The 26,918-nt window shown below is 65.1% G+C and carries 23 protein-coding genes; 20 read left to right on the top strand and 3 right to left on the bottom strand.

Annotated elements, in window-relative coordinates; all coding sequences use genetic code 11:
- The first annotated feature begins 276 nt into the window (after window positions 1-276).
- The 7 genes from M9H71_RS19005 to M9H71_RS18975 all read left to right on the top strand — a co-directional run bounded on the left by M9H71_RS19005 (window position 277) and on the right by M9H71_RS18975 (window position 8,292).
- On the top strand, window positions 277-1,479 hold the full coding sequence (locus M9H71_RS19005; protein WP_164605609.1) for a pyridoxal phosphate-dependent aminotransferase: 1,203 nt from the start codon (window positions 277-279) through the stop codon (window positions 1,477-1,479).
- A gap of 126 nt (window positions 1,480-1,605) precedes the next feature.
- Window positions 1,606-2,127: a DUF992 domain-containing protein gene (locus M9H71_RS19000; RefSeq protein WP_455406493.1), complete on the top strand. Its 522-nt coding sequence runs from the start codon at window positions 1,606-1,608 to the stop codon at window positions 2,125-2,127.
- Window positions 2,128-2,371: 244 nt separating this feature from the next.
- Window positions 2,372-2,845 carry a DUF992 domain-containing protein gene (locus M9H71_RS18995; protein ID WP_455406492.1) on the top strand — a complete coding sequence of 158 codons (474 nt, stop codon included), beginning with the start codon at window positions 2,372-2,374 and terminating at the stop codon, window positions 2,843-2,845.
- A gap of 210 nt (window positions 2,846-3,055) precedes the next feature.
- On the top strand, window positions 3,056-5,107 hold the full coding sequence (locus tag M9H71_RS18990; protein ID WP_455406491.1) for an elongation factor G: 2,052 nt from the start codon (window positions 3,056-3,058) through the stop codon (window positions 5,105-5,107).
- Window positions 5,108-5,279: 172 nt separating this feature from the next.
- On the top strand, window positions 5,280-5,549 hold the full coding sequence (locus M9H71_RS18985; RefSeq protein WP_230764058.1) for a helix-turn-helix domain-containing protein: 270 nt from the start codon (window positions 5,280-5,282) through the stop codon (window positions 5,547-5,549).
- A gap of 40 nt (window positions 5,550-5,589) precedes the next feature.
- Window positions 5,590-7,341 carry a SulP family inorganic anion transporter gene (locus M9H71_RS18980; protein ID WP_455406490.1) on the top strand — a complete coding sequence of 584 codons (1,752 nt, stop codon included), beginning with the start codon at window positions 5,590-5,592 and terminating at the stop codon, window positions 7,339-7,341.
- Between the two features lie 111 nt (window positions 7,342-7,452).
- The gene (locus M9H71_RS18975; RefSeq protein ID WP_164605580.1) at window positions 7,453-8,292 is read left to right on the top strand and encodes a shikimate dehydrogenase; all 840 of its coding nucleotides are present in this window, start codon (window positions 7,453-7,455) and stop codon (window positions 8,290-8,292) included.
- Window positions 8,293-8,325: 33 nt separating this feature from the next.
- On the opposite strand, the gene M9H71_RS18970 is transcribed toward M9H71_RS18975, so the two are convergent.
- The 3 genes from M9H71_RS18970 to M9H71_RS18960 all read right to left on the bottom strand — a co-directional run bounded on the left by M9H71_RS18970 (window position 8,326) and on the right by M9H71_RS18960 (window position 11,099).
- Window positions 8,326-8,955, bottom strand: coding sequence for a trimeric intracellular cation channel family protein (locus tag M9H71_RS18970; protein ID WP_455406489.1), 630 nt, complete (start codon window positions 8,953-8,955; stop codon window positions 8,326-8,328).
- Window positions 8,956-8,982: 27 nt separating this feature from the next.
- Window positions 8,983-9,798 (bottom strand): enoyl-CoA hydratase/isomerase family protein, encoded by an 816-nt coding sequence (locus M9H71_RS18965; protein ID WP_455406488.1) that lies wholly within the window; start codon window positions 9,796-9,798, stop codon window positions 8,983-8,985.
- A 161-nt stretch (window positions 9,799-9,959) separates the two neighbouring features.
- Window positions 9,960-11,099, bottom strand: coding sequence for an alpha-hydroxy acid oxidase (locus M9H71_RS18960; RefSeq protein WP_455406487.1), 1,140 nt, complete (start codon window positions 11,097-11,099; stop codon window positions 9,960-9,962).
- A 161-nt stretch (window positions 11,100-11,260) separates the two neighbouring features.
- Between M9H71_RS18960 and M9H71_RS18955 the strand changes: the two genes are divergently transcribed.
- The 13 genes from M9H71_RS18955 to M9H71_RS18895 all read left to right on the top strand — a co-directional run bounded on the left by M9H71_RS18955 (window position 11,261) and on the right by M9H71_RS18895 (window position 26,831).
- A complete protein-coding gene (locus M9H71_RS18955) occupies window positions 11,261-11,422 on the top strand; it encodes a hypothetical protein (protein WP_455406486.1) in 162 nt (53 codons plus the stop codon).
- 201 nt (window positions 11,423-11,623) lie between these two features.
- Window positions 11,624-12,976: a phosphoglucosamine mutase gene (gene glmM / locus M9H71_RS18950; protein ID WP_455406485.1), complete on the top strand. Its 1,353-nt coding sequence runs from the start codon at window positions 11,624-11,626 to the stop codon at window positions 12,974-12,976.
- A 177-nt stretch (window positions 12,977-13,153) separates the two neighbouring features.
- Window positions 13,154-14,419, top strand: coding sequence for an MFS transporter (locus M9H71_RS18945; protein ID WP_455406484.1), 1,266 nt, complete (start codon window positions 13,154-13,156; stop codon window positions 14,417-14,419).
- Between the two features lie 310 nt (window positions 14,420-14,729).
- Window positions 14,730-15,617, top strand: coding sequence for an outer membrane protein (locus M9H71_RS18940; protein WP_455406483.1), 888 nt, complete (start codon window positions 14,730-14,732; stop codon window positions 15,615-15,617).
- A 144-nt stretch (window positions 15,618-15,761) separates the two neighbouring features.
- Complete coding sequence (locus tag M9H71_RS18935) at window positions 15,762-16,550, top strand: outer membrane protein (RefSeq protein WP_455406482.1); 789 nt, start codon at window positions 15,762-15,764, stop codon at window positions 16,548-16,550.
- An 89-nt stretch (window positions 16,551-16,639) separates the two neighbouring features.
- Window positions 16,640-17,251, top strand: coding sequence for a glutathione S-transferase family protein (locus M9H71_RS18930; protein ID WP_455406481.1), 612 nt, complete (start codon window positions 16,640-16,642; stop codon window positions 17,249-17,251).
- A 345-nt stretch (window positions 17,252-17,596) separates the two neighbouring features.
- Window positions 17,597-18,121, top strand: coding sequence for a PAS domain-containing protein (locus M9H71_RS18925; RefSeq protein WP_455406480.1), 525 nt, complete (start codon window positions 17,597-17,599; stop codon window positions 18,119-18,121).
- Window positions 18,096-19,400: a methyl-accepting chemotaxis protein gene (locus M9H71_RS18920; protein ID WP_455406479.1), complete on the top strand. Its 1,305-nt coding sequence runs from the start codon at window positions 18,096-18,098 to the stop codon at window positions 19,398-19,400. Before M9H71_RS18925 ends, M9H71_RS18920 begins: the two co-directional genes overlap by 26 nt.
- Window positions 19,401-19,649: 249 nt before the next feature.
- Window positions 19,650-20,822: a phosphoserine transaminase gene (locus M9H71_RS18915; RefSeq protein WP_455406478.1), complete on the top strand. Its 1,173-nt coding sequence runs from the start codon at window positions 19,650-19,652 to the stop codon at window positions 20,820-20,822.
- Window positions 20,823-21,026: 204 nt separating this feature from the next.
- Window positions 21,027-22,616, top strand: coding sequence for a phosphoglycerate dehydrogenase (gene serA, locus M9H71_RS18910; protein WP_455406477.1), 1,590 nt, complete (start codon window positions 21,027-21,029; stop codon window positions 22,614-22,616).
- Window positions 22,617-22,851: 235 nt separating this feature from the next.
- Window positions 22,852-24,537 (top strand): methyl-accepting chemotaxis protein, encoded by a 1,686-nt coding sequence (locus M9H71_RS18905; RefSeq protein WP_455406476.1) that lies wholly within the window; start codon window positions 22,852-22,854, stop codon window positions 24,535-24,537.
- Window positions 24,538-24,736: 199 nt separating this feature from the next.
- Window positions 24,737-26,422 carry a methyl-accepting chemotaxis protein gene (locus M9H71_RS18900; RefSeq protein WP_455406475.1) on the top strand — a complete coding sequence of 562 codons (1,686 nt, stop codon included), beginning with the start codon at window positions 24,737-24,739 and terminating at the stop codon, window positions 26,420-26,422.
- 79 nt (window positions 26,423-26,501) lie between these two features.
- Entirely contained in the window at window positions 26,502-26,831 is a 330-nt protein-coding gene (locus M9H71_RS18895; protein ID WP_455406474.1) for a hypothetical protein, read from the top strand.
- Window positions 26,832-26,918 lie beyond the last annotated feature (87 nt).

Below are 26,918 nucleotides of genomic sequence, written 5' to 3'. Positions count from 1 at the left end.
TGCGAAGGGGACTGTTGCGGCCCGAAAAACCCGCGGCGGCGACCGATTTGGTATTTTCGCTATGCGAAATCGGCGGTGAGGGCGGTCTGCCGCGCATGACTGGCAACAGCGCCTCCCGGCAGCCGTATCCCGGCGGTTGTACGGCGTTCCGGCAATGCCACCATTCCCGCAAGCTTCTTGCGATGCACCGAGCCGATGCTTAGTGTGAGAGCATTCCCGTCAGAAATGGAAGAGTCGCGCCAAATGCCGACTCATGACGGCTGCAAGGAGATGACGATGCCGTTCCTCGCCACCGCGCTCGATCGTGTGAAGCCGTCCGCGACCATCGCGGTCACGGACAAAGCGCGTGAGCTGAAAGCGGCCGGGCGCAACGTCATCGGACTGGGCTCCGGCGAGCCGGATTTCGACACCCCCGCCAACATCAAGCTGGCGGCGATTCACGCGGTCGAGGCCGGCAAGACCAAGTACACCGCGGTCGACGGCATTCCCGAGCTGAAGCAGGCGATCATCGACAAGTTTCAGCGCGAGAACGGCCTGACCTACAAGCCGAACCAGATCATCGTCGGCACCGGCGGCAAGCAGGTGCTGTACAATGCGCTGATGGCGACCATCAATCCGGGCGACGAGGTGATCATCCCGGCGCCGTATTGGGTCAGCTATCCGGAGATGGTGGCGCTCGCCGGCGGCGAGAGCGTACCGGTGGTCTGCACCGCCGAGTTCGGCTTCAAGCTGCAGCCGGCGGCCCTGGAAGCGGCGATCACGCCGAAGACCAAGTGGATCATCCTCAACTCGCCGTCGAACCCGACCGGCGCGGCCTATTCCCGCGCCGAGCTGAAGGCGCTGACCGACGTCCTGGTCAAGCATCCGCACGTTTGGGTGATGACCGACGACATGTACGAGCACCTCGTCTACGACGACTTCGAGTTCACCACTCCGGCGCAGATCGAGCCGAAGCTGTTCGACCGCACCCTGACGGTGAACGGCGTGTCGAAGTCGTATTGCATGACCGGCTGGCGGATCGGCTATGCTGGCGGCCCGGCTGAGCTGATCAAGGCGATGTCGACGATCCAGTCGCAGTCGACCTCGAATCCGTGCTCGATCGCGCAGTGGGCTGCCGTCGAGGCGCTCAAGGGTCCGCAGGACTTCATCGACGCCCACAACAAGGTGTTCAAGGAACGCCGTGATCTGGTGGTGTCGATGCTGAATCAGGCCGCCGGGATCGACTGTCCGCGTCCCGAGGGCGCGTTCTACGTCTATCCGTCATGCGCCGGCACCATCGGCAAGACCGCGCCGTCGGGCAAGAAGATCGAGACCGACCAGGATTTCGTGACCGAACTGCTGGAGGCCGAAGGCGTCGCGGTCGTGCAGGGCTCGGCGTTCGGGCTGGGTCCGGCGTTCCGGATCTCCTACGCCACCAAAACCTCGGATCTCGAAGACGCCTGCAAGCGCATTCAGCGGTTTTGCGGAAACTTGCGGTAAATATTTCATTAACAATCCGCAACGTTCACAGGATTCGTTCCAAAACTGACGAAGCGCCTTGTTTTGGCCAAGACGCTTCCTCTTTGTCGCCTTCGCAATCTCAATCCACATGTGGAGTGTGCTTCTATGTTTACCCTCAGACAGTTCGGAATCGCTGCGGTCGCGTTGATCGCCTCGGTCGCGAGCGCGAGCGCGCAGCAGCGCGTGCAGGTCGGCGTGATCGAATGCGCCGGCGGTCCGAACGTCGGCTACGTGGTCGGGTCGACCACCCAGCTCGAGTGCCTGTTCCGGACCGACGGCCGTCGTCCCGAGCCGTACATCGCGCATGTGCAGCGCATCGGCGTCGACCTCGGCTTCACCCAGACCACCGGCCTCGCTTGGGCGGTGTACGCCCCGACTCAGCGCGTCGGTCGCGGTGACCTCGGCGGCAGCTACGGCGGCGTCGGCGCCAACGCGTCGTTCGGCTTCGGCGTCGGCGGCAACCTGCTGATCGGCGGTTCGAACAACGCCTTCGCGCTGCAGCCGCTCAGCCTGCAGGGCCAGACCGGCCTGAACGCCACTGCCGGTATCGTCGACGTGCAGCTTCTGCCGGCGCCGATCGCCAAGAAGCACTACCGCAAGCATCGCCGTCATCATCGTCATCACTAAGTGACGGCGCTTACGGCGCATTTGATATAGTTTGCAGAAGGGCCCGTATCCGCGGGCCCTTCTTGCGTTTTAGATACGTTTTGCAATCGAACGTCGCGCGTTCGGACACATGGCCGCGCCTTCGCGGACCCGGCTGTCATTGAAGATTTGCCATTGCTGTGACTAAATGACGGCGATTGTTCGATCGTGTTCGAACGAATCGAGTCGTCTTCCGCATCACCTTCCTACGTCGGAGATTTTCGCCATGCGCCGCCTCTCGCTTTTCGTCGGACTCGCCGCCGCCGCGTTGACCGTCACCGCCGCCAATGCGCAGCAGAACCGGGTGCGGGTCGGCATGCTCGAATGCCGCGGTGGCGCCAGCATGGGCTTCATCGTCGGATCGGTGACCAATCTCGGCTGCGTGCTGCGTAGCGATGGCCGCCCCGACACGCCCTACGTCGCCACCATCCGCAAGGTCGGGCTCGACCTTGGTATCACCCCGGAAACCGCGCTGAGCTGGGTCGTGCTGGCGCCGGTCGAGCGCTTCGGCCCCGGCGACCTTGCCGGCAACTACGCCGGCGCACAGGGATCTGCCTCGGTCGGCGTCGGTGTCGGTGCCAACGTGCTGATCGGCGGCTCGTCGAATTCGATCGCGCTGCAGCCGGTCAGCCTGCAGGGGCAGACCGGCGTCAACGTCGCGGTCGGTCTGCAGGAGTTGGAACTGCGTCCTGGCCGCTAACTAACAGCGCGCTCTGGTTCAATTCCAGTTTTGCAACATTGTGCCGCGATGCGAACGCGTCGCGGCACTTATTTTTGAGTGTCCTTGATCCTGCTCAAGGTCGACATCATGGCGTCGTAATTTTTCGCGCTTGCCAAGTGTCGTGTGTTGCGAAAGCATCACGTCTTGCCGACCCAATCACGGGCCGAGCTCCAAAGTCAGGAGGCGGCGATGGGACAAGACGTCAGAAGTCCCCGTGGTCCCCGGTGCATTGCACTGGTGGGCCCATTCCAAAGCGGAAAAACCACACTACTCGAAGCGATCATGGCGCGGACCGGCGCCATCCCACGAGCCGGCTCGGTCGATGCCGGCACCTCGCACGGCGATTCCAGCCCCGAGGCGCGCCAGCATAAGATGGGGCTCAGCCTCACTGCCGTCACCACCCAGTTCATGGGTGAGAGTTACACCTTCCTCGATTGTCCCGGCTCCGTCGAATTCGCGCACGACATGCGCGCGGCGCTTCCCGCTGTCGATGCCGCCGTGGTGGTGTGCGAAGCCGACGAGCGCAAGCTGCCGCAGTTGCAGCTGATCCTGCGCGAACTCGAAGATCTCGGCATTCCCCGATTCCTGTTCCTGAACAAGATCGATCGCGCCAACAAACGCATTCGCGAAGTACTCGACAGTTTGCAGCCGGCATCCCGCATTCCGCTGGTGCTGCGCCAGATTCCAATTTGGAACGGCGAGCTGATCGCCGGCTACGTCGACCTCGCGCTGGAGCGCGCCTTCGTCTATCGGGAGCACAAGCCCTCCGAAGTGATCGATCTCGCAGGCGGCGATCTCGACCGCGAGAAGGAAGCGCGGTTCTCGATGCTCGAGAAGCTCGCCGATCACGACGATGCGCTGATGGAGCAACTGCTCGACGACATCCAGCCGCCGCGCGACGCGGTGTTCGATGATCTCGCCCGCGAGCTGCGCGAAGGCGTGATTTGCCCGGTGCTGCTCGGCTCGGCGCTGCGCGAGAACGGCGTGCTGCGCCTGTTGAAGGCGCTGCGCCACGAGGCGCCGGACGTCACCGAGACGGCAGCGCGACTCGGCGTCACCGCCGGCAAGGATGCGGTCGGCTACGTCTTCAAGACTCAGCATTTGCAGCACGGCGGCAAGCTGTCGCTGGCCCGGCTGTTCACCGGCACGCTCGCCGACGGCGACAATGTGCAGTCCTCCGCCGGTGAAGCCGCGCGCGTCTCCGGCATCCAGACCGTTGGTGGCGGGCACGACAGCAAGCGCTCGTCGGCCTCGGCCGGCGATGTGGTCGCGCTCGGCAAGCTCGACGCGATCAAGACCGGCGAGACCTTCGGCAACGGCAAGGCTGCGCCGGCCGCATTGGTCGAAGTCAGTGCCGCGCCGCCGGTGCTGGCGATGGCGCTCGCTGCCGCCGATCGCAAGGACGACGTCAAGCTCGGCCAGGCGCTGCAGCGGCTGAACGAGGAAGATCCCTCGCTCACCATCGTGCACGATCCGCAGAGCCACGAGATGGTGCTGTGGGGCCAGGGCGAGATGCATCTGCGCGTCGCGCTGGAGCGGCTCCGTGATCGCTACGGCGTGACGGTGAAGTCGCACGCGCCGGGAATCGGCTATCGCGAAACCATTCGCAAGCCGGTGACCCAGCGCGGCCGACACAAGAAGCAGTCCGGCGGCCACGGCCAGTTCGGCGACGTAGTGCTCGACATCAAGCCGCTGCCGCGCGGCGAGGGCTTCGCCTTCGCCGAGACCGTGGTCGGCGGCGCGGTGCCGCGCAACTACATGGGCGCGGTCGAGGAGGGCGTGGTCGACGGCCTGCGCGCCGGGCCGCTCGGCTTCCCGGTGGTCGACGTCCACGTCACCCTGACCGACGGTTCGTATCACAGTGTCGACTCCTCGGATCAGGCGTTCCGCACCGCGGCGCGGATCGGCATCACCGAGGCGCTGCCACAGTGCCAGCCGGTGCTGCTGGAGCCGATCCACACCGTCGAGATCGTTTGTCCGACCGAGGCGACCGCTAAGGTCAACGCCATCCTGTCCGGGCGGCGCGGCCAGATCCTCGGCTTCGACACCCGCGACGGCTGGCCGGGCTGGGACACGGTGCGCGCCACCATGCCCGAGGCCGAGATCGGCGATCTGATCGTCGAGCTGCGCTCGGCCACCGCCGGCGCCGGCAGCTTCACCCGCAGCTTCGACCACATGGCCGAGGTCTCCGGACGGACCGCCGACCAGATCGTGGCAGCCCACCGTCAGGCCGCAGCCTGATCGCGACGGCGTCGGGGGCGGGAGAGTTCTCCGCCTCGCGCTCACTAAAATATGAATGCTGCAAAGCGGCTGGACTGATGTTTAAAACATCACTCCAGCCGTTTTTTATTTGCCTGATGCAGCTTCAAGCATCATATTGCAGCCTTCAGACATCAGAATTCATGCTTCACCCATGATGACCGCAGCCCAATTGCGCGCCGCCCGTGCGCTGCTCGGCATCGACCAGCGCACGCTGGCCGAACTGTCCGGCGTTTCGCTGCCGACCATCCAGCGGATGGAGGCGAGCGAAGGCAACGTTCGCGGTGTGGTGGAATCCCTCACCAAGGTGATCGAGGCCCTCGAGCGCGGCGGCGTGGTTCTGATCGGAGATAATTCCCGCAGCGAAGGCGGCGGCCGCGGCGTTCGGTTCAAAGAGCCGACGCCGCCCCGCAACGAGGCCTGACGGTTTCGGTGCAGCGGCGGGGCGGACCAGGAGAAACGGTATGGATACCTCCCGGCGACTTGTGGCTGCGACCAAACCGAGCTTCCGCGAGCTGTTCACGCCGAAGCTGATCACCGCGCTGCGCGAGGGCTACGGCCTCGCCGATTTCCGCGCCGATCTGATCGCCGGTCTCACGGTGGCAATCGTGGCGCTGCCACTGTCCACCGCGATCGCGATCGCCTCCGGCGTCACGCCTGACCGAGGGCTGTATGCCGCGGTGGTCGGCGGCTTTCTGGTCTCTGCGTTCGGCGGCTCTCGCTTCCAGATCGGCGGCCCTGCGGGCGCCTTCATCGTGCTGGTGATGCTCAGCGTGCAGCGCCACGGCATCGACGGCGTGCTGCTCGCGACCTTCATGGCCGGGATGATCCTGGTGGTGGCCGGCTTCCTGCAGATCGGCACCTACGTCAAATTCATTCCCTATCCGGTCACGGTCGGGTTCACCGCCGGCATCGCAGTGATCATCTTCGCCAGCCAGATCAAGGATCTGCTCGGCATCGAGCTGGCGAAGGAGCCGGGGCCGTTCATTCCTAAACTGGAAGCGCTGGCGCAGGCGCTGCCGACCATGAATTTCTATGCGCTCGGCGTCGCGCTGACTGCGATCGTGCTGATTGTCGGGCTGAAGAAGCTGCGGCCGAACTGGCCGGGGCTATTGATTGCGGTCGCGGTCACCGCGGCGCTGGTGTGGGGCTTCTCACTACCGGTCGCGACCATCGGCACGAAGTTCGGCGGCATTCCGGAAAGTTTCCCGTTGCCGTCCTGGCCGGTGTTCTCGGTCGCCAAGGTGATCGAGATGCTGCCCGACGCGATCGCGTTTGCGCTGCTCGGCGCCATCGAGTCGCTGCTGTCTGCCGTGGTGGCGGACGGCATGACCGGCCGGCGGCATCGCTCGAATTGCGAGCTGGTGGCACAGGGCTTCGCCAATATGGGCTCGGCGCTGTTCGGCGGCATCTGCGTCACCGGTGCGATCGCCCGCACCGCCACCAACATCCGCACCGGCGCGCGCACCCCGATTGCCGGCATGCTGCATTCGATATTTCTGTTGGTGTTCATGCTGGTGGCGGCGCCGCTGGCGAGCTTCATCCCGCTGGCGACGCTCGCCGCCGTGCTGGCGATCGTCGCCTGGAACATGGCCGAGAAGCACGAATTCGCCACGCTGGTCCGCTCATCGCGCGGCGATGCGGTGGTGGTGCTGGCGACCTTCCTGCTCACCGTGTTCCGCGATCTGACCGAAGGCATCGTGGTCGGCTTCGCGCTCGGCGCGGTGCTGTTCATTCACCGGATGTCCGAGGTCACCGGCGTCGAGGCGTATTCCGGGCTGGCGCAGGAGGACCGGGCCGACGAGGGCGGCAAGCGCCGCGGCACGGCCGCCGACCTGTCGCTGGTCACCGATCCCGACGTCGTGGTCTATCGCATCACCGGCGCGTTCTTCTTCGGCGCCGCCGCCACCGTCACCTCGGTGCTGAACAACATCGCCGACAGCCACAAGGTGTTCGTGGTCGACTTCGCAGCAGTGCCGTTCCTGGATTCTACCGCCGCGAATGCGATCTACCGCGTCGCGCTGTCGGCGCAGCGCAAGCGCATCAAGCTGATCGTCACCGGCGCCTCGCCGACGGTCCGCCGCGCGCTGCTCACCCACGGCGTCAAGCCGCCGCTGGCGCAGTATCGCGCCGACATCGCCAGCGCAGTCGACGAGATCAAGGGCAAGACTGTCGCTCCCGAAGAGGGGCCGTCGCCGCAGCCCGCTTCCGCCTGACGCGCCCGACTTCCGTCGTGCGCGCGCGTTTTGCGATTGACGCTGGCGCGACGGCCTGATTTTCACGGAGGCGTTTCGAAGAACAAGGCTCGCTGGGGCGAGGAGGGCGGAATGGCTGCGATCAAGCGCGCGGCGTGTCTGATCGGCTGGCCGGCGGCGCATTCGCGCTCGCCGCTGATCCATCATTACTGGCTGCGTCAGCTCGGCATCGAAGGCGGCTATTCGATCGAAGCGGTGCCGCCGGAAGGCTTTGCCGAGTTCGTGCTGAACCTGAAGACGCACGGCTATGTCGGCGCCAACGTCACCATCCCGCACAAGGAGCGCGCGCTGCAGCTCACCGAGCCGGACGCGCGCGCCCGCGCCGTCGGGGCCGCCAATACGCTGTACTACGACGGCGATCTGTTACGCTCGACCAACACCGACGTCGAAGGCTTCATCGGCAATCTCGACGCCTCGGCGCCGGGCTGGGACCGCACCGCGCATGCGCTGGTGCTCGGCGCCGGCGGCTCGTCGCGCGCGGTGGTGTTCGGCCTGCTCGAGCGGGGCATCGGCCGGATCGCGCTCGCCAATCGCTCGATCGAGCGGGCGCAGGCGTTGCGCGATCTGTTCGGCGACCGTGTGGTGCCGATCGCCTGGAGCGACATCCCGGCGGCGCTGCCGGGCGCCGGACTTCTGGTCAACACCACCTCGCTCGGCATGAACGGCCAGCCGCCGCTTCCGATCGACCTGTCGGCGCTGCCGGCCGATGCGGTGGTGGCCGATCTGGTCTACGTGCCGCTCGAAACCGATCTGCTCGCCGCCGCCAAGGCGCGCGGTCTGCGCACCGCCGACGGCCTCGGCATGCTGCTGCACCAGGCGGTGCGCGGCTTCGATCTGTGGTTCGGCGCGCGGCCCCACGTCACCGCGGAACTGCGGGCGCTGGTCGAGGCCGATCTGCTTGGTCACAAATAGGATGGGCGTTTGCCGCGGCCGGCACTCGTTCCGTCATTCGTCCCGGGCGCCGGGCCGTGGCCGATAGCGTGGCAGTGACCAACCGCGCTGCAGCGCTGCGGCACGGATCAGCAACGCCAGCGCAAAGCCGGCGACGGTGCCGAATTCGCGGCTGGCCCCCAAAGCCGTCGACGCCTCGTAGGTCGCGGCACCGAGCAGCGCGGCGGTGACGTAGATCTCGCGGCGGAGGATGACCGGAATCTCGCCGCCGAGCAGATCGCGGATGATGCCGCCGAAGGTCGCGGTGACAACGCCCATCGCGACCGCGACGATGCCGTTGGCGCCGGCCAGCGCGGCGCGCTCGGCCCCGCTGACCGCGAACAAAGCCATGCCGATTGCGTCGAGCCACAACAACATTTTGTAGCGCGAATGTGGAATGTGCGCGGTGAAGAACACGATTCCGGAAACCAGCACGCAGGCCACCAGATAGGCCGGTTCGCGGATCCAGAACACCGGCTGGTCGAGCAGCACGTCCCGAAGCGTGCCGCCGCCGATGCCGGTCGCGGTGCCGAGCAGCGCGAAGCCGACGATGTCCATTTCCTTGCGCGACGCCACCAGCGCGCCGGTGACGGCGAACACCACCACGCCGAGCCAGTCGAGCATCGTCGTGACGGTCTCGAACATCGTGCGTCTCCGACCAGTCGCCGGTCCTCAGCGGCCGACGAACTTCGCCTCGCGCTTCTCCATGAAGGCCGCGATGCCTTCCTTCATGTCCTGCGTCTTGAACAGCGGCAGAAGCTGCAAGTACACATGATGGACGTGATCGGGGAAGGTCTCGTTCAGCCCCATCCGCATCATCCGCTTGGCCGCCTGCACCGCCAGCGGTGCGTTGCCGGCGATCTCCTTGGCGACCGCGCGGGCGCGGCCCATCAGCTCGGCGTCCGGCACCACTTCGTTGGCGAGGCCCCATTCCAGGCTCTCGCGCGCGCTCAGGGTCCGCCCGGTGAAGATCAGCTCGGCTGCCTTGGCCCAGCCGATCATCCGCGGCAGAAACCAGGTGCCGCCGCTTTCCGGAACCACGCCGCGCTTGACGAAGGCGGCTGCCAGCTTGGCTGATTCCGCCATGATGCGGATGTCGCAGCCGAGCGCGGTGTCCATGCCGTAGCCGGCCGCGCCGCCGTTGACGGCGCAGATCACCGGCTTGTCCATCGCCTGCAGCACGGTCGGCGGCGTGTTGCGCAAGTCGAGCGTGGTCGGAGACGACGCCGCGCTGAGGCCCTCGTCGCCGCGCTCCTTGTTGAGGTCGAGCCCGGCGCAGAACGCACGGCCGTTGCCGGTGAGGATGACGCAGCGGACGTCCGGGTCTTCATTGGCCTTGGTGAGCAGCGCCGCCAGCGTGTTCAGCATCGGCCCGGAGATGGTGTTCAGCCGCTCCGGCGCGTTCAGCGTGATCGTGGCGATGTGATCCTCGACCGCATAGAGCACTTCGCTGGAAGCGTTCTGCGGCGCGCGTTGCGTATCAGTCATGGATTTCCTCCGGTTGTTGTTCTTGTTGTTCGTTGTTTGTCGGTTCTCTCCCCGTCATTGCGAGGAGGCGAAGCCGACGAAGCAATCCAGCTCAGTGGATGGGGCTCTGGATTGCTTCGCTTTCGGCTCGCAATGACGGAAACCGAGTGCGGTCTCGCCGCTTACTCCGCCAGCACCTTCTCGTCGATCTCGTGGATCGAATTGACGCCGCACAGCCCCATCGTGGTCGACAGCTCCTTGCCGATGATGTCGATCGCCTTGGCGACGCCCGGACCGCCATATGCGCCGAGGCCGTAGATGTAGGCGCGGCCGATCATGCAGCTCTTGGCGCCGAGCGCGAGCGCGCGCATCACGTCCTGGCCGGAGCGGATGCCGCCGTCGAACATCACTTCGATGTGCGAGCCGACGGTGTGGACGATCTCCGGCAGCACCTCGATCGACGACGGCGCGCCGTCGAGCTGGCGGCCGCCGTGGTTCGACACCACCAGCGCCTCGGCGCCGACCTTCACCGCTTCACGGGCGTCCTCGACGTCGAGGATGCCCTTGATGATCAGCTTGCCCGGCCAGATCGAGCGGATCCAGTCGATGTCGCGCCAGTTCAGCGAAGCATCGAACTGCGACGCCACCCAGGCCGACACCGATTCCAGATCCTTGGAGCCGGGCAGATGGCCGGCGATGTTGCCGAAATTGCGCCGCGACGTGCCGAGAATACCCTTCACCCAGCGCGGCTTGGTGGCGATGTCGACGACGTTCTTGAACTTGAACAGCTGCGGCGGCACCGTCATGCCGTTCTTGATGTCCTGATGGCGCTGGCCGATCACCTGCAGGTCGACGGTGAGCACCAGCGCGCTGCACTTGGCGGCGATCGCGCGCTCGATCAGCGCTTTGGCGAAGCCGCGGTCGCGCATCACGTAGAGCTGAAACCAGAACGGCTTGTCGACATTCGCCGCGACGTCCTCGATCGAGCAGATCGACATCGTCGACAGCGTGTAGGGAATGCCGGCGGCCTGCGCGGCGCGGCAGGCATGGATCTCGCCGTCGGCGTGCTGCATCCCGGTCGAGCCGACCGGCGCCAGGATCAGCGGCATCGCGTATTTGTCGCCCAGGATGGTTGTGGCGAGATCGCGTTTGGAGATGTCGACCAGGATGCGCTGCCGGAATTTGATCCGCTTCAGATCTTCCACATTCGCCCGCAGCGTCTCCTCGGCGTAGGAGCCGTGGTCGACGTAGTCGAAGAACATCTTCGGCACCCGGCGCTTGTGGATCTGGCGGAGGTCTTCGATGCAGGTGATCTCTTTCATGGAATTGCCGTCCGCCTCTTGCCGTTGGTTGCGAGCCGCTCGTCCTGTAGCACGCGGGCGCCCTGTGCAAAATCGTCGCGTCGGGCGACGGCCGCACCTCGGAACAGGGCGCGCGGCGGCGCGTTGCCAATCGAGTTCCGAAAGGTTCGAGGAGGATCACCATGACCGACGCCAAGACCGCCGAAAAGCCGACCAAGGACGAGAAGAAGCTCGAAGAGCAGCTCAACGAGGGCTTGGAGGATTCATTTCCGGGCTCCGATCCGGTCAGCGTGACCCAGCCGGCGCCATCGAAACCGGATGGGGATAAGAGCCGGAAGGGTTAATCACTGGACCCTGCGCAAGAGTATATCCGATATATTTTTCAAAGAGTTACGCCGTCAGCTAAGGCTGGCGGCGTAATCTTTGATTACATTTTTTGAAGTCCCCGCAACCATTTTCGGCCTATAAGGCCGTTTCGCCGCACGGCAAGCCACGGATGAATCGTGGGTTTTTGGCCGTGAGCGGCAAGGGCGGGGGAAGATTTGATGAGCCGCAGATATTTCGGGACGGACGGAATTCGTGGCCGTGCCAACGGCCTGATCACGCCGGAGCTGGCCCTGAAGGTCGGCCAGGCTGCCGGCCTAGCGTTTCAGCGCGGTGACCATCGCCATCGGGTGGTGATCGGCAAGGACACCCGTCTGTCCGGCTACATGATCGAGAACGCGATGGTGGCGGGCTTCACCTCGGTCGGCATGGACGTGCTGCTGGTCGGCCCGATGCCGACGCCGGCGGTGGCGATGCTTACCAAGTCGATGCGCGCCGACCTCGGCGTGATGATTTCGGCGTCGCACAATCTGTTCGAAGACAACGGCATCAAGCTGTTCGGCCCGCTCGGCTACAAGCTCAGCGACGACGTCGAGAAGCAGATCGAGCTGATGCTCGACGATTCGCTCGACAAGAAGCTGGCGCAGAGCGCCAGCCTTGGCCGTGCCCGCCGCATCGACGGCGTCCACGACCGCTACATCGAATTCGCCAAGCGCACGCTGCCGCGCGAACTCAGCCTCGAAGGCCTGCGCGTGGTGATCGATTGCGCCAACGGCGCCGCCTACAAGGTGGTGCCGGAAGCTCTGTGGGAGCTCGGCGCCGACGTGATCTCGATCGGGGTCGAGCCGGACGGCTTCAACATCAACAAGGAATGCGGCTCGACCGCGCCGCAGGCGCTGTGCGCCAAGGTCCGCGAGATGCGCGCCGACATCGGCATTGCGCTCGACGGCGACGCCGACCGCGTCATCCTGGTCGATGAGCGCGGCCATGTGGTCGACGGCGATCAGCTTCTGGCGGTGATCGGCCAGAGCTGGAAGGAAGACGGCCGCCTCGCCAAGCCGGGCGTGGTCGCCACCGTGATGTCCAATCTCGGGCTCGAGCGTTTCCTTGCAGGCGAAGGCATCGCGCTGCTGCGCACCCCGGTCGGCGACCGCTACGTGCTCGAGCAGATGCTCAAGGAAGGCTACAACGTCGGCGGCGAGTCTTCCGGCCATATCATCCTGTCCGACTTCAACACCACCGGCGACGGGTTCGTCGCGGCGCTCCAGGTGCTGGCGATGGTGCAGAAGCTCGGCCGTCCGGTCTCCGAAGTCTGCCACCGCTTCGATCCGTTGCCGCAGATCCTGAAGAACGTGCGCTACCGCAGCGGCCGTCCGCTCGACGACGGCGGCGTGATCTCGGCGATTGCGGACGGCGAGAAGCGGCTGAACGGCCATGGCCGGCTGCTGATCCGCCCCTCCGGCACCGAGCCGGTGATCCGGGTGATGGGCGAGGGTGACGATCGCGACGTTGTGGAGGAAGTCGTCGACAGCATCGTCGACGCGCTCGGCAACGCTGCGGCCGCAGCCGCCTGAGGCTGAGTTGCCCGCCGCGGCTTCGCGGACGCGGCGCAACGCTGCCATCGCGAATCCGCGCTACACGCCAGCGGCGCTCGGAACTAATTTAGCAACGGTCGGCCAACGTGCCGGCCGTTCGTCGTTGTTGCGCCGCGCAATTCGGTCGGCGCTCCCAAGCCCATTTCAGGAAACGCCGTGAACAAGCCTGTCACCGTCGATGCGGATATCGCTGCTCCGGTCAATCCGGCCGAGATGCCGCTGCCCGAAATCACCAAGCCGGCGGCGCCTGCCGCGGCCGGGCCTACCTACATCGTGCTCGGCGGTATCAGCTTTTCGCATTTCCTCAACGACACCATGCAGTCGCTGATTCCGTCGGTGTACCCGATCCTGAAGGCGAACTACGCGCTCGATTTCGGCCAGATCGGCCTGATCACGTTGGCGTTCCAGTTCACCGCGTCGCTGCTGCAGCCTGTGGTCGGCCACATCACCGACAAGAAGGCACAGCCGTTCTCGCTGGCGATCGGCATGGGCTCGACATTTCTCGGCCTGCTGCTGCTCAGCGTCGCGCATTCCTATCCGGTGATCCTGATCGCCGCGGCGATGATCGGCCTCGGCTCGGCGGTGTTTCACCCTGAATCGGCGCGGATCGCGCGGCTCGCCTCCGGCGGCCGGCACGGCATGGCGCAGTCTGTGTTTCAGGTCGGCGGCAACGCGGGCACTGCGCTCGGGCCAGTGCTGGCGGCGCTGATCGTGGTGCCGTTTGGCCAGCCGTCGATCGCCTGGTTCTCGTCGATCGCGTTTCTCGCCATCATCGTGCTGTGGCGAATCGGCGTCTGGTACAAGCCGCAGGTCGCCGGCAAGAAGAGGATGGTGGTGCAGCCGCATCCGCATGCGCCGAGCAGGCGGCGGGTGATGGTGGCGCTGGTGGTGCTTGTGGGGCTGCTGTTCTCCAAGCAGCTCTATCTGTCGAGTCTGTCGAGCTACTACACGTTCTATCTGATCGACAAGTTCCACGTTTCGACCCAGACCGCGCAGATCTTCCTGTTCATCTTCCTGGCCGCCACTGCGGCGGGGGTGTTCTTCGGCGGCCCGCTCGGCGACCGGTTCGGCCGCCGCTATGTGATCTGGTTCTCGATCCTCGGCACCCTGCCGTTCACCTTGGCGCTGCCCTATGCGGGACTCACCGCCAGCGCGGTGCTCACCGTGTTCATCGGCTTCATCCTGGCGTCGGCGACGCCGGCAATCATCGTGTTCGCTCAGGAGCTGATGCCGCACCGGTTCGGCATGATCTCGGGGGTGTTCTTCGGCTTCGCCTTCGGCATCGGCGGCCTCGGCGCCGCGGCGCTCGGCGAGCTCGCCGACATCCGCGGCATCGATTTCGTCTATCAGGTGTGCTCGTTCCTGCCGGCGCTCGGGCTGCTGGCGGTGCTGCTGCCAAAGATGCCGCGCCACGCCCACTGACGCGACCGGGCAGAGAAGCCGGGTTCACCCGGCACCGATGACCTTCACATCACGGCTTCGGTTCCTGTTGGAACCGGAGCCGTTTTCGTTTGCTCGCTGCTCACGGCTCGGGCGTTTATCATTTGTTAGTCATGATGCGCCGTGCGGGTCTTCGCCTACTGATTGTTACCAGGGCCGGCGGTTCGTCACTAAATGTCAACCTTAAAAATTAGGGTTAAGTCGCGCTTAAGGAATTGATGGCATCGTGCGGTCCATAGGTTTCCGGGTGTGGGGCCTTCGTAATTGATCATTGGACCAAAGGACGAAGCCAATGCGTAGCGTGAAGATGTTGATGGCCGCCGGAGCGGCTTCGCTGATTGCCTCGGCCGCGATGGCGGCCGATATGCCGATTGCCCCTCCGCCTGCTTATGCGCCGCCCCCGGCCGAAGATTTCGGCGGATGGTATCTGCGCGGCGACATCGGATTCAGCAATCAGCAGGTCAAGGACGTTCGCAGCACCAATCCGACGGCTTACAGCCAGCTCACCTCTTTCAGCCAGCAGACCGGCTTCGACACCGGAGGTACCTATCAGATTGGCGTCGGTTATCAGTTCAACAACTGGTTCCGTGCGGACATCACAGGCCAATATCGTGGGCAGTCTAGCTTCCATGGGACCGACCTTCTGACTGGTGTTGCGACCTATCGTGGTAATTCGTGGAATTACAATGGTGTCGACGATTACAGTGCCACCAAGTCAGAGTGGCTGTTCCTTGCGAATGCCTATGCCGATCTAGGAACCTGGTGGTGCATAACCCCCTATGTCGGTGCCGGTGTTGGTGCGGCTCGGGTGACCATCGCTAACTTCGTCGACCGAAGTCAGACTAACCTCGCCTATTCGCCTGGCCTTGACACGTTCGTCTCCGGCAGCTTTCCGGGGGTCGCTTATGCCGAGACGGGGTCGAAATGGAATCTCGCTTGGGCCCTGCACACCGGTCTAGCCTACAAGGTTACTCCCAATCTGACCGTCGATCTTGGCTACAGCTACGTCAATCTTGGCAGCGGCGTGACAGGAAATGCAGCTCGGTATGATTCTCCCACGGCCGGGAACAAGTTTGAATTCAAGGACATCACCTCCCACGACGTGAAGCTCGGCGTGCGCTGGAATCTCGATGCCGGCCCGGTATACCCCGCCTCGCCGGTGCTGATGCGCAAGGGCTGATCGCTCTCCACTCGTTTACGAGTGTTAACGGCGCGGGAGCTTCCCGCGCCGTTTTTGTTTGTCCGGGGCCGTGCCCGACAACGAAGAATTAAGGTTAACGCCGCATGATCAGCAGCGTTGAAGGGTTGGTCGGGGGAGTGTGCGATGCGTAGAGTTGTGATGGCCGCGGCGGTCGGCGCGATGGCACAGACGGCGTATGCGGCGGACATGCCGGACTACGGCCCGCTGCGCGGCGCGCTGGTGGAGACTCCCCGGGTGGTCAACTGGGAGGGCTTCTATGTCGGCGGCCAGGGTGGCTACGGCACCTCCGACATGGATTTCACCAACTCGACACAGGGCGTCGCGTCCAACCTGCTCGTGAACACCGCCGTCGAGGGGACGCTCGGCGTGTCGTCGTGGCCGGTGCTCGGCAAGTCCTCGTCGCATGGCCAGGGCTGGGGCGGTTTCGTCGGCTACAACGCGCAGTGGGACGATGTCGTGCTCGGCATCGAAGCCAACTACATGCACGGCAATTTCGGCGGCTCGACGTCTGGCTCGATGGCCCGGCAGATCACCTCCGGTGGAGTCAACTACGGCGCGATCTACGGCGCCAACGCTGCGATCAACGTCCACGACGTCGGGTCGGCGCGGCTGCGCGCCGGCTGGGCCTTCGGCAGCTTCCTGCCTTACGCGTTCGGCGGCGTGGCGCTCGGGCAGGCGGATATCGTCCAATCGGCGTCGATCATCGGCACGGATTCCGGCGGCACATGGGTACTCAGCGGAAGCCAGGTCCAGAACAGCCATTTCATTTACGGCTACTCGGGCGGTCTCGGCGTCGACATGATGCTGTACCGTGGCTTGTTCGTTCGCGCGGAGTGGGAGTACCAGAAGTTCGCCGCGCCGATCAACACGGCGGTGTCCACCGTGCGCGGCGGCATCGGCTACAAGTTCTGATCGCCTAAATCTCTCGCGCAAATCTTGCTATGGATTGACGACGCCGGCTGCTGCTGATCGACTTGCTCGCGCAAGCGAGAGGAGCAACGATGCGGATCTACGGCGATCTCAATTCCGGCAATTGCCTGAAGGTGAAGTGGACCTGCGACCGGCTGGGTCTGCCGTACGAGTGGGTCGCCGTCGATACGATGAAGGGCGAAAGCCGGACGCCGGTCTTCCTGGCGCTCAATCCGGCCGGGCAGGTGCCGGTGGTCGCCTTCGACGACAGCCGCACGCTGGCGCAATCCAATGCCATCATCCGCTATCTCGCCCGCGGCAGCGACCTGATTCCGATCGATCCCTGGCACCAGGCCAAGGTGGACGAATGGCTGTTCTGGGAGCAGTACAGCCACGAGCCATACATCGCCGTGTGCCGTTTCCAGATGGTCTATCTCGGCAAGCCGGCCAGCGAACTCGATCCGGACAAGGTTCGCCGCGGCCACGCTGCGCTGACCCGGATGGAGCAGCATCTGGCGCAATCGGCCTGCCTGGTCGGCGATCGGCTGTCACTGGCCGATGTGGCGCTGCTCGCCTACACGCGGATGGCGGAGCAGGGCGGCTTTGCGCTCGACCGTTATCCTGCGGTGCAGCGCTGGATTGCCCGCGCCGAGACCGGTCTCGGCCTGTCTGCTCTTGATGGCGTCACAAGGCCTGCCTCCTAACTCGGGCCTTGTGACTGAGGCCTTGGCTGGGTCCGATGTGGCGGACATCCTGCCTCCGGTGGTGATGGCGGAAGGTCCGCGCCGGTCGAGCTGTTCACGCACGACAGCCGGAATCGCGGATAGCTTTTCGCCGCTCGGCCCAGCCTTCAACGCTCCCCCAAGCTTGAACGCGTATTTGACTGATTGAATTCCATAAAACTACATCATCCGAGTAGTAATACTGAATTCAGTTCTTAACCGCAGGGTAATGGTCGCCGAGCAATTTGGGACCATGACGAGCGCCATTGCACGACAGGCCCGACGGCGTCGGGCTAACGGCCATGGCAGGTTAGGGGACAGTTCGAGATGGCTCGACCACAGGTGAAGCCGACAGGCGTCGAATGCCCGTTCGACGAAGACGAACTAATCGTATCGAAGACCGACCTGAAGGGCCATATCACTTACGCCAACGACGTCTTCGTGCGGCTCGCGAAGTATCCACGCGACGAGGTGATCGGCGCGCCGCATTCCCTGGTCCGCCATCCCGACATGCCCCGCACGATCTTCAAGATGCTGTGGGATTCGATTCAGTCGAAGAAGGAGATCTTCGCGTATGTGGTGAACATGGCGCGCGACGGCGATCATTATTGGGTGTTCGCGCATGTCACCCCGACGCTGGACGCCCAGCGCAACGTCACCGGCTTTCATTCCAATCGACGCAAGCCGGATCGCGGTCAGATCACCAAGATCGAGGCGCTCTATCGCCAATTGCGGGACGAGGAAAACCGTCATCGCAACGCCAAGGACGGCATGATGGCCGGCTACGCGATGATGATGAACATGCTTAAAGATCGGGGTGTCGAGTATGACGAATTCATCTTCTCTATCTAGGGCGACGGTCGCTCTCGTCGTCGCCGTGACGGTGATGGTGGGGATGAGCGCCGTCGGGACGATCGTCGGCTCGCTCGGCTACGTCGTCGAACTCGCCGCGATGGGAATCGGCGTCGCGCTGATCGGCTATGCGGTCTGGCTGCTGCGCCGCACCTCGGCGGCGGTCGCCGAGATAGCCAAGGTGTGCGTCGAGGCCGCCCACGGCAATCTGGAGGCGCGTGTCCAGGGCCGCCGTGACGGCGGCGAGATCGGTCGGGCGCAGGCCGAGGTCAACAACATGCTCGACATCGTCGACGCGTTCGTTCGCGAGGCGTCCGCGTCGATGGAATATGTCAGCCAGGGCAAAACCTTCCGCAAGGTGCTGACCCGCGGCTTGCCGGGCTCGTTCAAGAACGCCTCGGTGGTGATCAACAGCGCCTCCGATTCGATGGACCGCCGGGTGCGCGAAGTAGCGAAGGAAGCGCAGTGCTTCGCGGCCGGCATGGACGACGTCGCCGGGTTGCTGACGACGGCGTCCACCGGGCTGAAATCCGACGCCGGTGCGATGGCCGAGGCGGCGGAGGAAACCAGCCGTCAGTCGGTCAGCGTCGCCTCCGGCGCCGAGCAGGCATCCGCCAACGTGCAGACCGTGGCCAGTGCGGCCGAGCAACTCACAGCCTCGATCGCCGAGATTTCGCGGCAGATCCAGCATTCCACCAACAGCACGCATCAGGCGGTGGAAGAGGCAGCGCAGACCACCGAGAAGATCAGGCACCTGGCCGATGCCGCGCAGCGGATCGGCGACGTCGTCAAGCTGATCAACGCGGTCGCGGCGCAGACCAACCTTCTCGCCCTCAACGCCACGATCGAGGCGGCGCGTGCCGGCGAGTCCGGCCGCGGCTTCGCGGTGGTGGCGGCGGAAGTGAAGGCGCTCGCCAGTCAGACCGCCAAGGCCACCGAGGAAATCACCGCGCGGATCGGCGAGATGCAATCGATCACCGACGAGTCGGTCGGCGCGGTCGAAGCGATCAGCAAGCGGATCACCGAGATCAATGAAGTATCAACCACCATCGCGTCCGCGGTGGAGGAGCAGGGCGCCGCGACGCGCGAGATCGCCAGCAACGTGCAGCAGGCCTCGTCCGGCACCGCGCTGGTAACGTCGAACGTCGTTGGTATCAGCCACGCCGCCGACGACACAGGCAAGATCGCGATGCGCGTCAATGGCGTCTCCGGTGAGATCGCCGGCCAGGTCGAGAAACTGCGCGCCCAGGTGAAGAGTTTCGTCGCCAAGGTCGCCTGAGCCGGGCCGGCGCGCGAAGCGAACCACGCACCCTCAGCGCCGCCGGCGGCCACGTCGGCGGTGCAGTGTTGTTCGGCCGACGTCATCGTCGTGTTGCAATTGCCCGACCGGGCATGCGACGGCGCCGAAAGTCGAAGTTGTCCGTGATCTCCCGGATGGCGAACTTCCTTGACATTCGAAGCCAAAGGACTATCCCCAGCGGCGGGAAACCTCTCCCCACCGAGAGGCAGCTATCTGGAAGGATAGACTATGACTGTAGCGAAGCCCGCTTCGCGGCCCAATGCGCCGCAATTCTCCTCCGGCCCCTGCGCCAAGCGCCCCGGCTGGTCCCCCGAAAATCTCAAGGACGCGCCGCTCGGCCGCTCGCATCGCGCGAAGGTCGGCAAGGCCAAGCTCAAGCTCGCGATCGATCTGACCCGCGACGTGCTCGAGGTTCCCGCCGACTACAAGATCGGTATCGTTCCGGCGTCCGACACCGGCGCCGTCGAGATGGCGCTGTGGTCGCTGCTCGGGCCGCGCCCGGTCACCACCCTGGCCTGGGAATCGTTCGGCGACGGTTGGGTCGGCGACGTCACCAAGGAGCTGAAGCTCAAGGACGTCACCAAGCTCAAGGCGGGCTACGGCGAAATTCCCGACCTCACCAAGGTCGATTGCAATACCGACGTCGTCTTCACCTGGAACGGCACCACCTCGGGCGTCCGCGTTCCGAACGCCGACTGGATCAAGGCCGACCGTGAAGGTCTGACCATCTGCGACGCCACCTCGGCCGCCTTCGCGCAGCCGCTGGATTGGGCCAAGCTCGATGTCGTCACCTTCTCCTGGCAGAAGGCGCTCGGCGGCGAAGCCGCGCACGGCATGCTGATCCTCTCGCCGCGCGCCGTGGCTCGCCTGGAGAGCTACACCCCGACCTGGCCGATGCCGAAGATCTTCCGCCTCACCAAGGGCGGCAAGCTGATCGAGGGCATCTTCCAGGGCGAGACCATCAACACCCCGTCGATGCTGTGCGTCGAGGACTACATCGACGCGCTGAACTGGGCGAAGTCGGTGGGCGGCCTCAAGGGCCTGATCGCCCGAGCCGACGCCAACACCAAGGTGATCACCGACTGGGCGGCCAAGACCCCGTGGGTCGACTTCCTCGCCGCCGATCCGGCGATCCGCTCCAATACCTCGGTCTGCCTCAAGGTGGTCGATCCCGCCATTGCCGCGCTGCCGGCCGAAGCCCAGGCGGACTTCGCCAAGAAGCTGGTCGCGGTGGTCGAGAAGGAAGGCGCGGGCTTCGATCTCGGCGCCTATCGCGACGCTCCTCCGGGCCTGCGGATCTGGTGCGGCGCTACGGTGGAAGCCGCCGACGTCGCGGCTCTAACGCAGTGGCTGGACTATGCGTTCGAGACCACCAAGGCCTCGCTGACTCAGGCGGCTTGATCGCCTCTAAACCTCTCCCCGCTTGCGGGGAGAGGTCGACCCGGCGGAGCGCAGCGTAGCTGGGTCGGGTGAGGGGGCGCTTCCGCATCTTGCGGACTCAGTAGCCCCTCACCCCAACCCTCTCCCCGCAAGTGCGGGGTGAGGGAGCGCGCCGCGACTCGTAGGACCGCTTCCCCTTTTTCAAGATCATCAGGATCACATCCCATGACCGCTCCCAAAGTCCTCATTTCCGACGCGCTGTCGGAAGCCGCCGTCCAGATCTTCAAGGATCGCGGCATCGACGTCGATTTCCAGCCGAACCTCGGCAAGGACAAAGACAAGCTGGCCGAAATCATCGGCAATTACGACGGCCTCGCGATCCGCTCCGCCACCAAGGCGACGGCGAAGATCCTGGAGAAGGCCAACCGGCTCAAGGTGATCGGCCGCGCCGGCATCGGCGTCGACAACGTCGAGATTCCCGCGGCGACCGCCAAGGGCATCATCGTGATGAACACTCCGTTCGGCAATTCGATCACCACCGCCGAACACGCCATCACCATGATGCTGTCGCTGGCTCGTGAGATCCCCGCCGCCGACGCCTCGACCCAGGCCGGCAAGTGGGAGAAGAACCGCTTCATGGGCGTCGAGATCACCGCCAAGACCCTCGGCGTGATCGGCTGCGGCAACATCGGCTCGATCGTCGCCGACCGCGCCCTCGGCCTGAAGATGAAGGTCATCGCGTTCGATCCGTTCCTGTCGCCGGAGCGCGCCAAGGATCTGGGCGTCGAGAAGGTCGAGCTCGAAGACATCTTCAAGCGCGCCGACTTCATCACCCTGCACACCCCGCTCACCGACAAGACCCGCAACATCATCGACGCGGCAGCCATTGCGAAGATGAAGAAGGGCGTCCGTATCATCAATTGCGCCCGCGGCGGTCTGGTTGACGAGAATGCGCTCGCCGAAGCCCTGAAGTCCGGCCAGGTCGCCGGCGCGGCGTTCGACGTGTTCTCCGAAGAGCCGGCCACCAAGAACGTGCTGTTCGGCCTGCCGAATGTGATCTGCACCCCGCATCTCGGCGCCTCCACCACCGAAGCGCAGGAGAACGTCGCGCTGCAGGTCGCCGAGCAAATGAGCGACTACCTGCTGACCGGCGCGATCACCAACGCGATCAACTTCCCGTCGATCACCGCCGAAGAAGCCCCGAAGCTGAAGCCGTTCATCGAACTCGCAGAAAAGCTCGGCTCGTTCGCCGGCCAGCTCACCGAGACCGGCATCACCAAGGTCACCATCACCTACGAGGGTGAGGTCGCCGAGATGAAGATCAAGGCGCTGACCTCGGCGGTGCTGAGCGGCCTGCTGCGGCCGATGCTGGGCGACATCAACGTCGTCTCGGCGCCGGTGATCGCCAAGGAGCGCGGCATGGTGGTGGACGAAGTCGTCCGCGCCGCCGAGAGCGATTACGAGAGCCTGATCACCCTGACGGTGGCCACCGAAAAGCAGGAGCGCTCGGTGTCGGGCACCGTCTATGCCGACGGCAAGCCGCGTCTGGTCGACATCAAGGGCATCCGCGTCGACGCCGAGTTCGGCGCCTCGATGATCTACGTCACCAACGAGGACAAGCCGGGCTTCATCGGCAAGTTCGCCAGCCTCTTGGGCGACGCCAAGGTCAACATCGCGACCTTCAACCTCGGCCGTCACAGCGAAGGCGGCGACGCCATCGCGCTGGTGACGATCGACGGTCCGGCGCCGGCCGATGTGCTGGAGAAGGTGCAGGCGTTGCCGCAGGTCAAGCAGGTCAAGCCGCTGACCTTCTGATCGTCCGACGTCGCGCCGGTTTCCCCGGCGCGATGTCCCGACGGCGAAACGCAGTTCCGGTTAACAACTGATTGATCCCTCCCCCTCGGGGGAGGGATTTGCTTTTGCGGCCCCCGTCCGCAAGTACGCAATTTGTGGCATTGCGTGCGCCGCAGTAACTGTCCGGGAACAATTTTCACGTAGTTGTACGAATGCAATGTTCTCGCATGTGGTGTCGTACCTCGGGGAGAGTTTCGTGAAGTTCAGTAATCTTCGTATCGCCCCCAAGCTGGGCCTGCTGGTTGCAGGCACCATGATCGGTTTGTGCTTGGCCGGGATTTTTGCTGGCGTGATGATGCAGCGGGAGATGCTCCACGCGCGCTTCGATCAGGCGAAAGCGATCACCGAGATGGGCCGCAATCTGGCGGTGGGCCTGCAGAAGAAGGTCGAAGCCGGCGAGATGACCAAGGAGCAGGCGGTCGCCCAGTTCGCCCGCGATGCGGCGATGCTCACCTACGACAACGGCCAGGGCTATCTGTTCGCCTACACCATGGACGGCGTCACCATCGCCACCCCGGACAAAAAGGCGGTCGGCACCAACCGGATGAACGTGGCGACCGGCGACCGCTATCTGGTTCGCGAGCTGCGCGACGGCGTCGCCGCCAAGGGCGACGTCACCCTGTTCTACGATTTCCGCCGCCCCGGCACCGACGAGAACATCCGCAAGATGTCCTACGGTCTGGCGATCCCCGGCTGGGACATGTTCGTCGGCACCGGCGCCTATCTCGACGATGTCGACGCCAAGCTGCGGCCGATCTTCTGGACGCTGGGCGGTGCGATCTTCGTCATCGCGCTCATCGCCGGCCTGTTCGCGGTGCTGATCGCCCGCGGCATCACCCGTCCGCTCGCTCGGCTCGGAACGCGGATGGCTTCGCTCGCCGATGGCGAATTGGAGCAGCCGATCCCTGGCATCGATCGCGGCGACGAGGTCGGCGGGATGGCCAAGACCGTGCAGGTGTTCAAGGACAACGCGCTGCGCATCCGCGATCTCGAACGCGCCGAGGAGGCCGCCAAGGAGCGCGCCGCAGCCGAGCGGCGCAACGCGATGGAGCGGCTAGCCGACGAATTCGAGCACAGCGTCAACGGCGTGGTGCAGTCGGTGACGTCCGCGACCTCCGGCATGCAGCAGACCGCGCAGTCGATGACCGCGACCGCGACCGATGCCAGCGCCCGCGCCGCGACCGTGTCGTCGGCCTCGGCGAGCGCCTCCAACAATGTCGGCACGGTCGCGTCCGCCGCCGAAGAATTGTCGGCGTCGGTCACCGAAATCTCGCGGCAGGTCGAGCAGTCGCGCGAGATCGCCAGCAAGGCGGTCGACGACGCGGCGCAGACCAACGAGACCGTCAAGCTGCTCTCCACCGGCGCCGAGAAGATCGGCGAGGTGGTGCAGCTCATCCACTCGATCGCCTCGCAGACCAATCTGCTGGCGCTCAACGCCACCATCGAGGCGGCGCGGGCCGGCGAATCCGGCCGCGGCTTCGCGGTGGTCGCCAGCGAAGTGAAGGCGCTCGCCAGCCAGACCGCCAAGGCCACCGAGGAAATCTCCGCCCAGGTGGCGGCGATGCAGTCCTCGACCAGCAACGCGGTGCAGTCGATCGGCGGCATCACCGCGACTATCGCGCAGATGAGCGAGATCACCATGGCGATTTCGACCGCGGTCGAGCAGCAGGGCGCCGCGACCCGCGAGATCGCCCGCAACATCCAGTCGGTCGCGGCCGGATCGAACGAGATCAGCATGCATATCGGCGGCGTCACCGAAGCGGCGACCGCGACCGGCTCGGCCGCCGACCAGGTGCTCGCCAACGCCCGCGAACTTGATGCCCAGTCCGGCGAATTGCGCCGGGCGGTCGACGACTTCCTCGGCAAGGTCCGCGCCGCCTGACCATCGGTCGCTTCGGCTTCCGCCGATCACGTCGCCCCGGGCAGATCTGACGGTCTGCCCGGGGCTTCGTCGTTCGATGAGTTAGTCGATCGGGAAACTACCCTCGGGTTCCTACTGGGAGCACTTTAAACCGATTAGAGACTCTGCCGCCGTAACGCTGCTTGACCGATCGGTCTCAGGTACGCGGGAGCTCCCTACTGTGAAAGTCACCAATCTGCGCATCACGCCGAAGCTCGGGATCCTGGTCGCCGTAGCGATGCTCGGCCTCCTGGCGTCCGGTCTGTTCGCCGCGTCGATGCTGCAACGGGAGATGCGCGACGGCCGTTTGGAGCAGACCAAGGCGCTGGTCGACAGCGTGCTCAACATGGCGATCGGGCTGCAGAAGCAGGTCGCGGACGGCAAGCTGACCAAGGACCAGGCGATCGCCGAGTTTCAGCAGCGCGCCCGGACCATGACCTACGACGGCTCCAACGGTTACTTCTTCGCCTACCAGATGGACGGCACCACCGTGCTGATGGCCGATCCGAAGATGATCGGCACCAACCGGCTCGACGTCGAGACCGCCGGGCGCAAGATTGTCCGCGAGCTGCGCGACGGCGTCGCCGCCAAGGGCGATGTCACGCTGATCTACGAATTCAAGAAGCCGGGCGGCGACGAATTGCTGCGCAAAGTGTCCTACGCTGTCGCAATTCCCGGCTGGGACATGTTCGTCGGCACCGGCGTTTACCTGCAGGACATCGATGCCAAGATGCGGCCGATGATGCTGTGGCTCGGCCTCGCGATCCTCGGGATCGGTGCGGTCTGTTCAGTGGTCGCCTGGGCGATCAGCCGCAGCATCACCAAGCCGCTCGGCGCTCTCGGTGCCCGGATGAAAGCCCTCGCCGAAGGGCAGCTCGATGCGGCCATCCCGGGCGTGGAGCGTCGCGACGAGGTTGGCGAGATGGCCGCCACCGTGCAGGTGTTCAAGGACAATGCGCTGCGCATGCGCGGCCTCGAGCAGCAGGAGCAGGAGGCGCAGCGCCGCGCCGCCGCCGAGCGCGCCGCGTTGATGCGCGGCATCGCCGACGAGTTCGAGTCTAGTGTCAACGGCGTGGTGATGAGCGTCGCCGACGCCACCCGGCAGATGCAATCCACCGCGCAGTCGATGACTTCGACCGCGGCGGATGCCTCGACCCGCGCCGCGGCGGTCGGCTCCGCCTCGGACTCCTCGTCCAGCATGGTCGGCACCGTGGCGGCGGCGTCGGAGGAGTTGTCGGCTTCGGTGCAGGAGATCTCACGTCAGGTCGAGCAGTCGCGCTCGATCGCCGGACGCGCCGTGAGCGACGCCGAACTGACCAACGAAACCGTGATGCAGCTATCTGTCGGTGCCGAGAAGATCGGCGAGGTGGTGCAACTCATCCATTCGATCGCGTCGCAGACCAACCTGCTGGCCCTCAACGCCACCATCGAGGCGGCGCGCGCCGGCGAATCCGGCCGCGGCTTTGCGGTGGTTGCCAGCGAAGTGAAGGCGTTGGCCAGCCAGACCGCCAAGGCCACCGAGGATATCTCGGCCCAGGTCGCAGCGATGCAGGCGTCGACTTCGAGCGCCGTGCAGTCGATCGGCGGTATCACGGCGACCATCGGCGAAATCAACAAGATCACCATGGCGATCTCGACCGCGGTGGAACAGCAGGGCGCCGCCACCCGCGAGATTGCTCTCAACATCCAGTCGGTGGCGGCCGGCGCCAACGAGATCAGCGATCATATCGGTGGGGTGAGTTCGGCCGCGGCTGCGACCGGCGATGCCGCCGCTGAGGTGCTGTCGCATGCGGAGGCGCTCGGCGGCCAGTCTGTTGCGCTGCAATCGTCGGTCGAAGACTTCCTACGCAAGATTCGCGCGGCCTGATCGTAACGCTTGAACTTTTTCGGCGATGGTGATGACAATAGATAGCTGGGGGGGATGCGTGAATGTCGGGAGGTAGCGCATGCCCGTGATGCTGCAAGGCACCATCGCATTCGAGCCGGAATTCGTCGGGAATCTGGCGTGGTTGACCCGCGCTCTGATCGCACGCGACATCGATCCTGACGGTGTGACGATCGCCAAGACCACGGTGGCCGCGGCCACGCGTCCCACCGACCTGTGCTACGCCTACAGCGTCTCGACTGGCGACGATGAATTCCTGGTGATCGAATCCAGCGACGATCGGTTCCTCGAGAAATTCCTGCACCGCATCGAACAGGCGGACGTCGCGCCGCCGCTGCCGGCCAAAGGCATGTTCGCGCGGCTGACCCGCTGGATGTCGTCGCCGGCGTGAAGACGACGGGCGCGGTTCGGAGCGCCGAACGCCGAGCCTCCTGTCGCAACGTCGTTCCGGGGCGCGCAGAGAGCGCGAACCCGGACT

Source organism: Rhodopseudomonas parapalustris, assembly GCF_053772255.1.
Note: the sequence above shows the minus strand (reverse complement) of the source record. Positions and strands in the feature narration are given on the sequence as shown.

Coding starts and splice junctions, on each gene's coding strand:
- serA (WP_455406477.1), top strand. CDS start 21,027: ATGACCGCTCCCAAAGTCCTCATTTCCGACGCGCTGTCGGAAGCCGCC.
- M9H71_RS18970 (WP_455406489.1), bottom strand. CDS start 8,955: ATGTTCGAGACCGTCACGACGATGCTCGACTGGCTCGGCGTGGTGGTG.
- M9H71_RS19005 (WP_164605609.1), top strand. CDS start 277: ATGCCGTTCCTCGCCACCGCGCTCGATCGTGTGAAGCCGTCCGCGACC.
- M9H71_RS18985 (WP_230764058.1), top strand. CDS start 5,280: ATGATGACCGCAGCCCAATTGCGCGCCGCCCGTGCGCTGCTCGGCATC.
- M9H71_RS18920 (WP_455406479.1), top strand. CDS start 18,096: ATGACGAATTCATCTTCTCTATCTAGGGCGACGGTCGCTCTCGTCGTC.
- M9H71_RS18995 (WP_455406492.1), top strand. CDS start 2,372: ATGCGCCGCCTCTCGCTTTTCGTCGGACTCGCCGCCGCCGCGTTGACC.
- M9H71_RS18990 (WP_455406491.1), top strand. CDS start 3,056: ATGGGACAAGACGTCAGAAGTCCCCGTGGTCCCCGGTGCATTGCACTG.
- M9H71_RS18940 (WP_455406483.1), top strand. CDS start 14,730: ATGCGTAGCGTGAAGATGTTGATGGCCGCCGGAGCGGCTTCGCTGATT.
- M9H71_RS18895 (WP_455406474.1), top strand. CDS start 26,502: ATGCCCGTGATGCTGCAAGGCACCATCGCATTCGAGCCGGAATTCGTC.
- M9H71_RS18915 (WP_455406478.1), top strand. CDS start 19,650: ATGACTGTAGCGAAGCCCGCTTCGCGGCCCAATGCGCCGCAATTCTCC.
- M9H71_RS18975 (WP_164605580.1), top strand. CDS start 7,453: ATGGCTGCGATCAAGCGCGCGGCGTGTCTGATCGGCTGGCCGGCGGCG.
- M9H71_RS18965 (WP_455406488.1), bottom strand. CDS start 9,798: ATGACTGATACGCAACGCGCGCCGCAGAACGCTTCCAGCGAAGTGCTC.
- M9H71_RS19000 (WP_455406493.1), top strand. CDS start 1,606: ATGTTTACCCTCAGACAGTTCGGAATCGCTGCGGTCGCGTTGATCGCC.
- M9H71_RS18930 (WP_455406481.1), top strand. CDS start 16,640: ATGCGGATCTACGGCGATCTCAATTCCGGCAATTGCCTGAAGGTGAAG.
- M9H71_RS18955 (WP_455406486.1), top strand. CDS start 11,261: ATGACCGACGCCAAGACCGCCGAAAAGCCGACCAAGGACGAGAAGAAG.
- glmM (WP_455406485.1), top strand. CDS start 11,624: ATGAGCCGCAGATATTTCGGGACGGACGGAATTCGTGGCCGTGCCAAC.
- M9H71_RS18935 (WP_455406482.1), top strand. CDS start 15,762: ATGCGTAGAGTTGTGATGGCCGCGGCGGTCGGCGCGATGGCACAGACG.
- M9H71_RS18980 (WP_455406490.1), top strand. CDS start 5,590: ATGGATACCTCCCGGCGACTTGTGGCTGCGACCAAACCGAGCTTCCGC.
- M9H71_RS18960 (WP_455406487.1), bottom strand. CDS start 11,099: ATGAAAGAGATCACCTGCATCGAAGACCTCCGCCAGATCCACAAGCGC.
- M9H71_RS18925 (WP_455406480.1), top strand. CDS start 17,597: ATGGCTCGACCACAGGTGAAGCCGACAGGCGTCGAATGCCCGTTCGAC.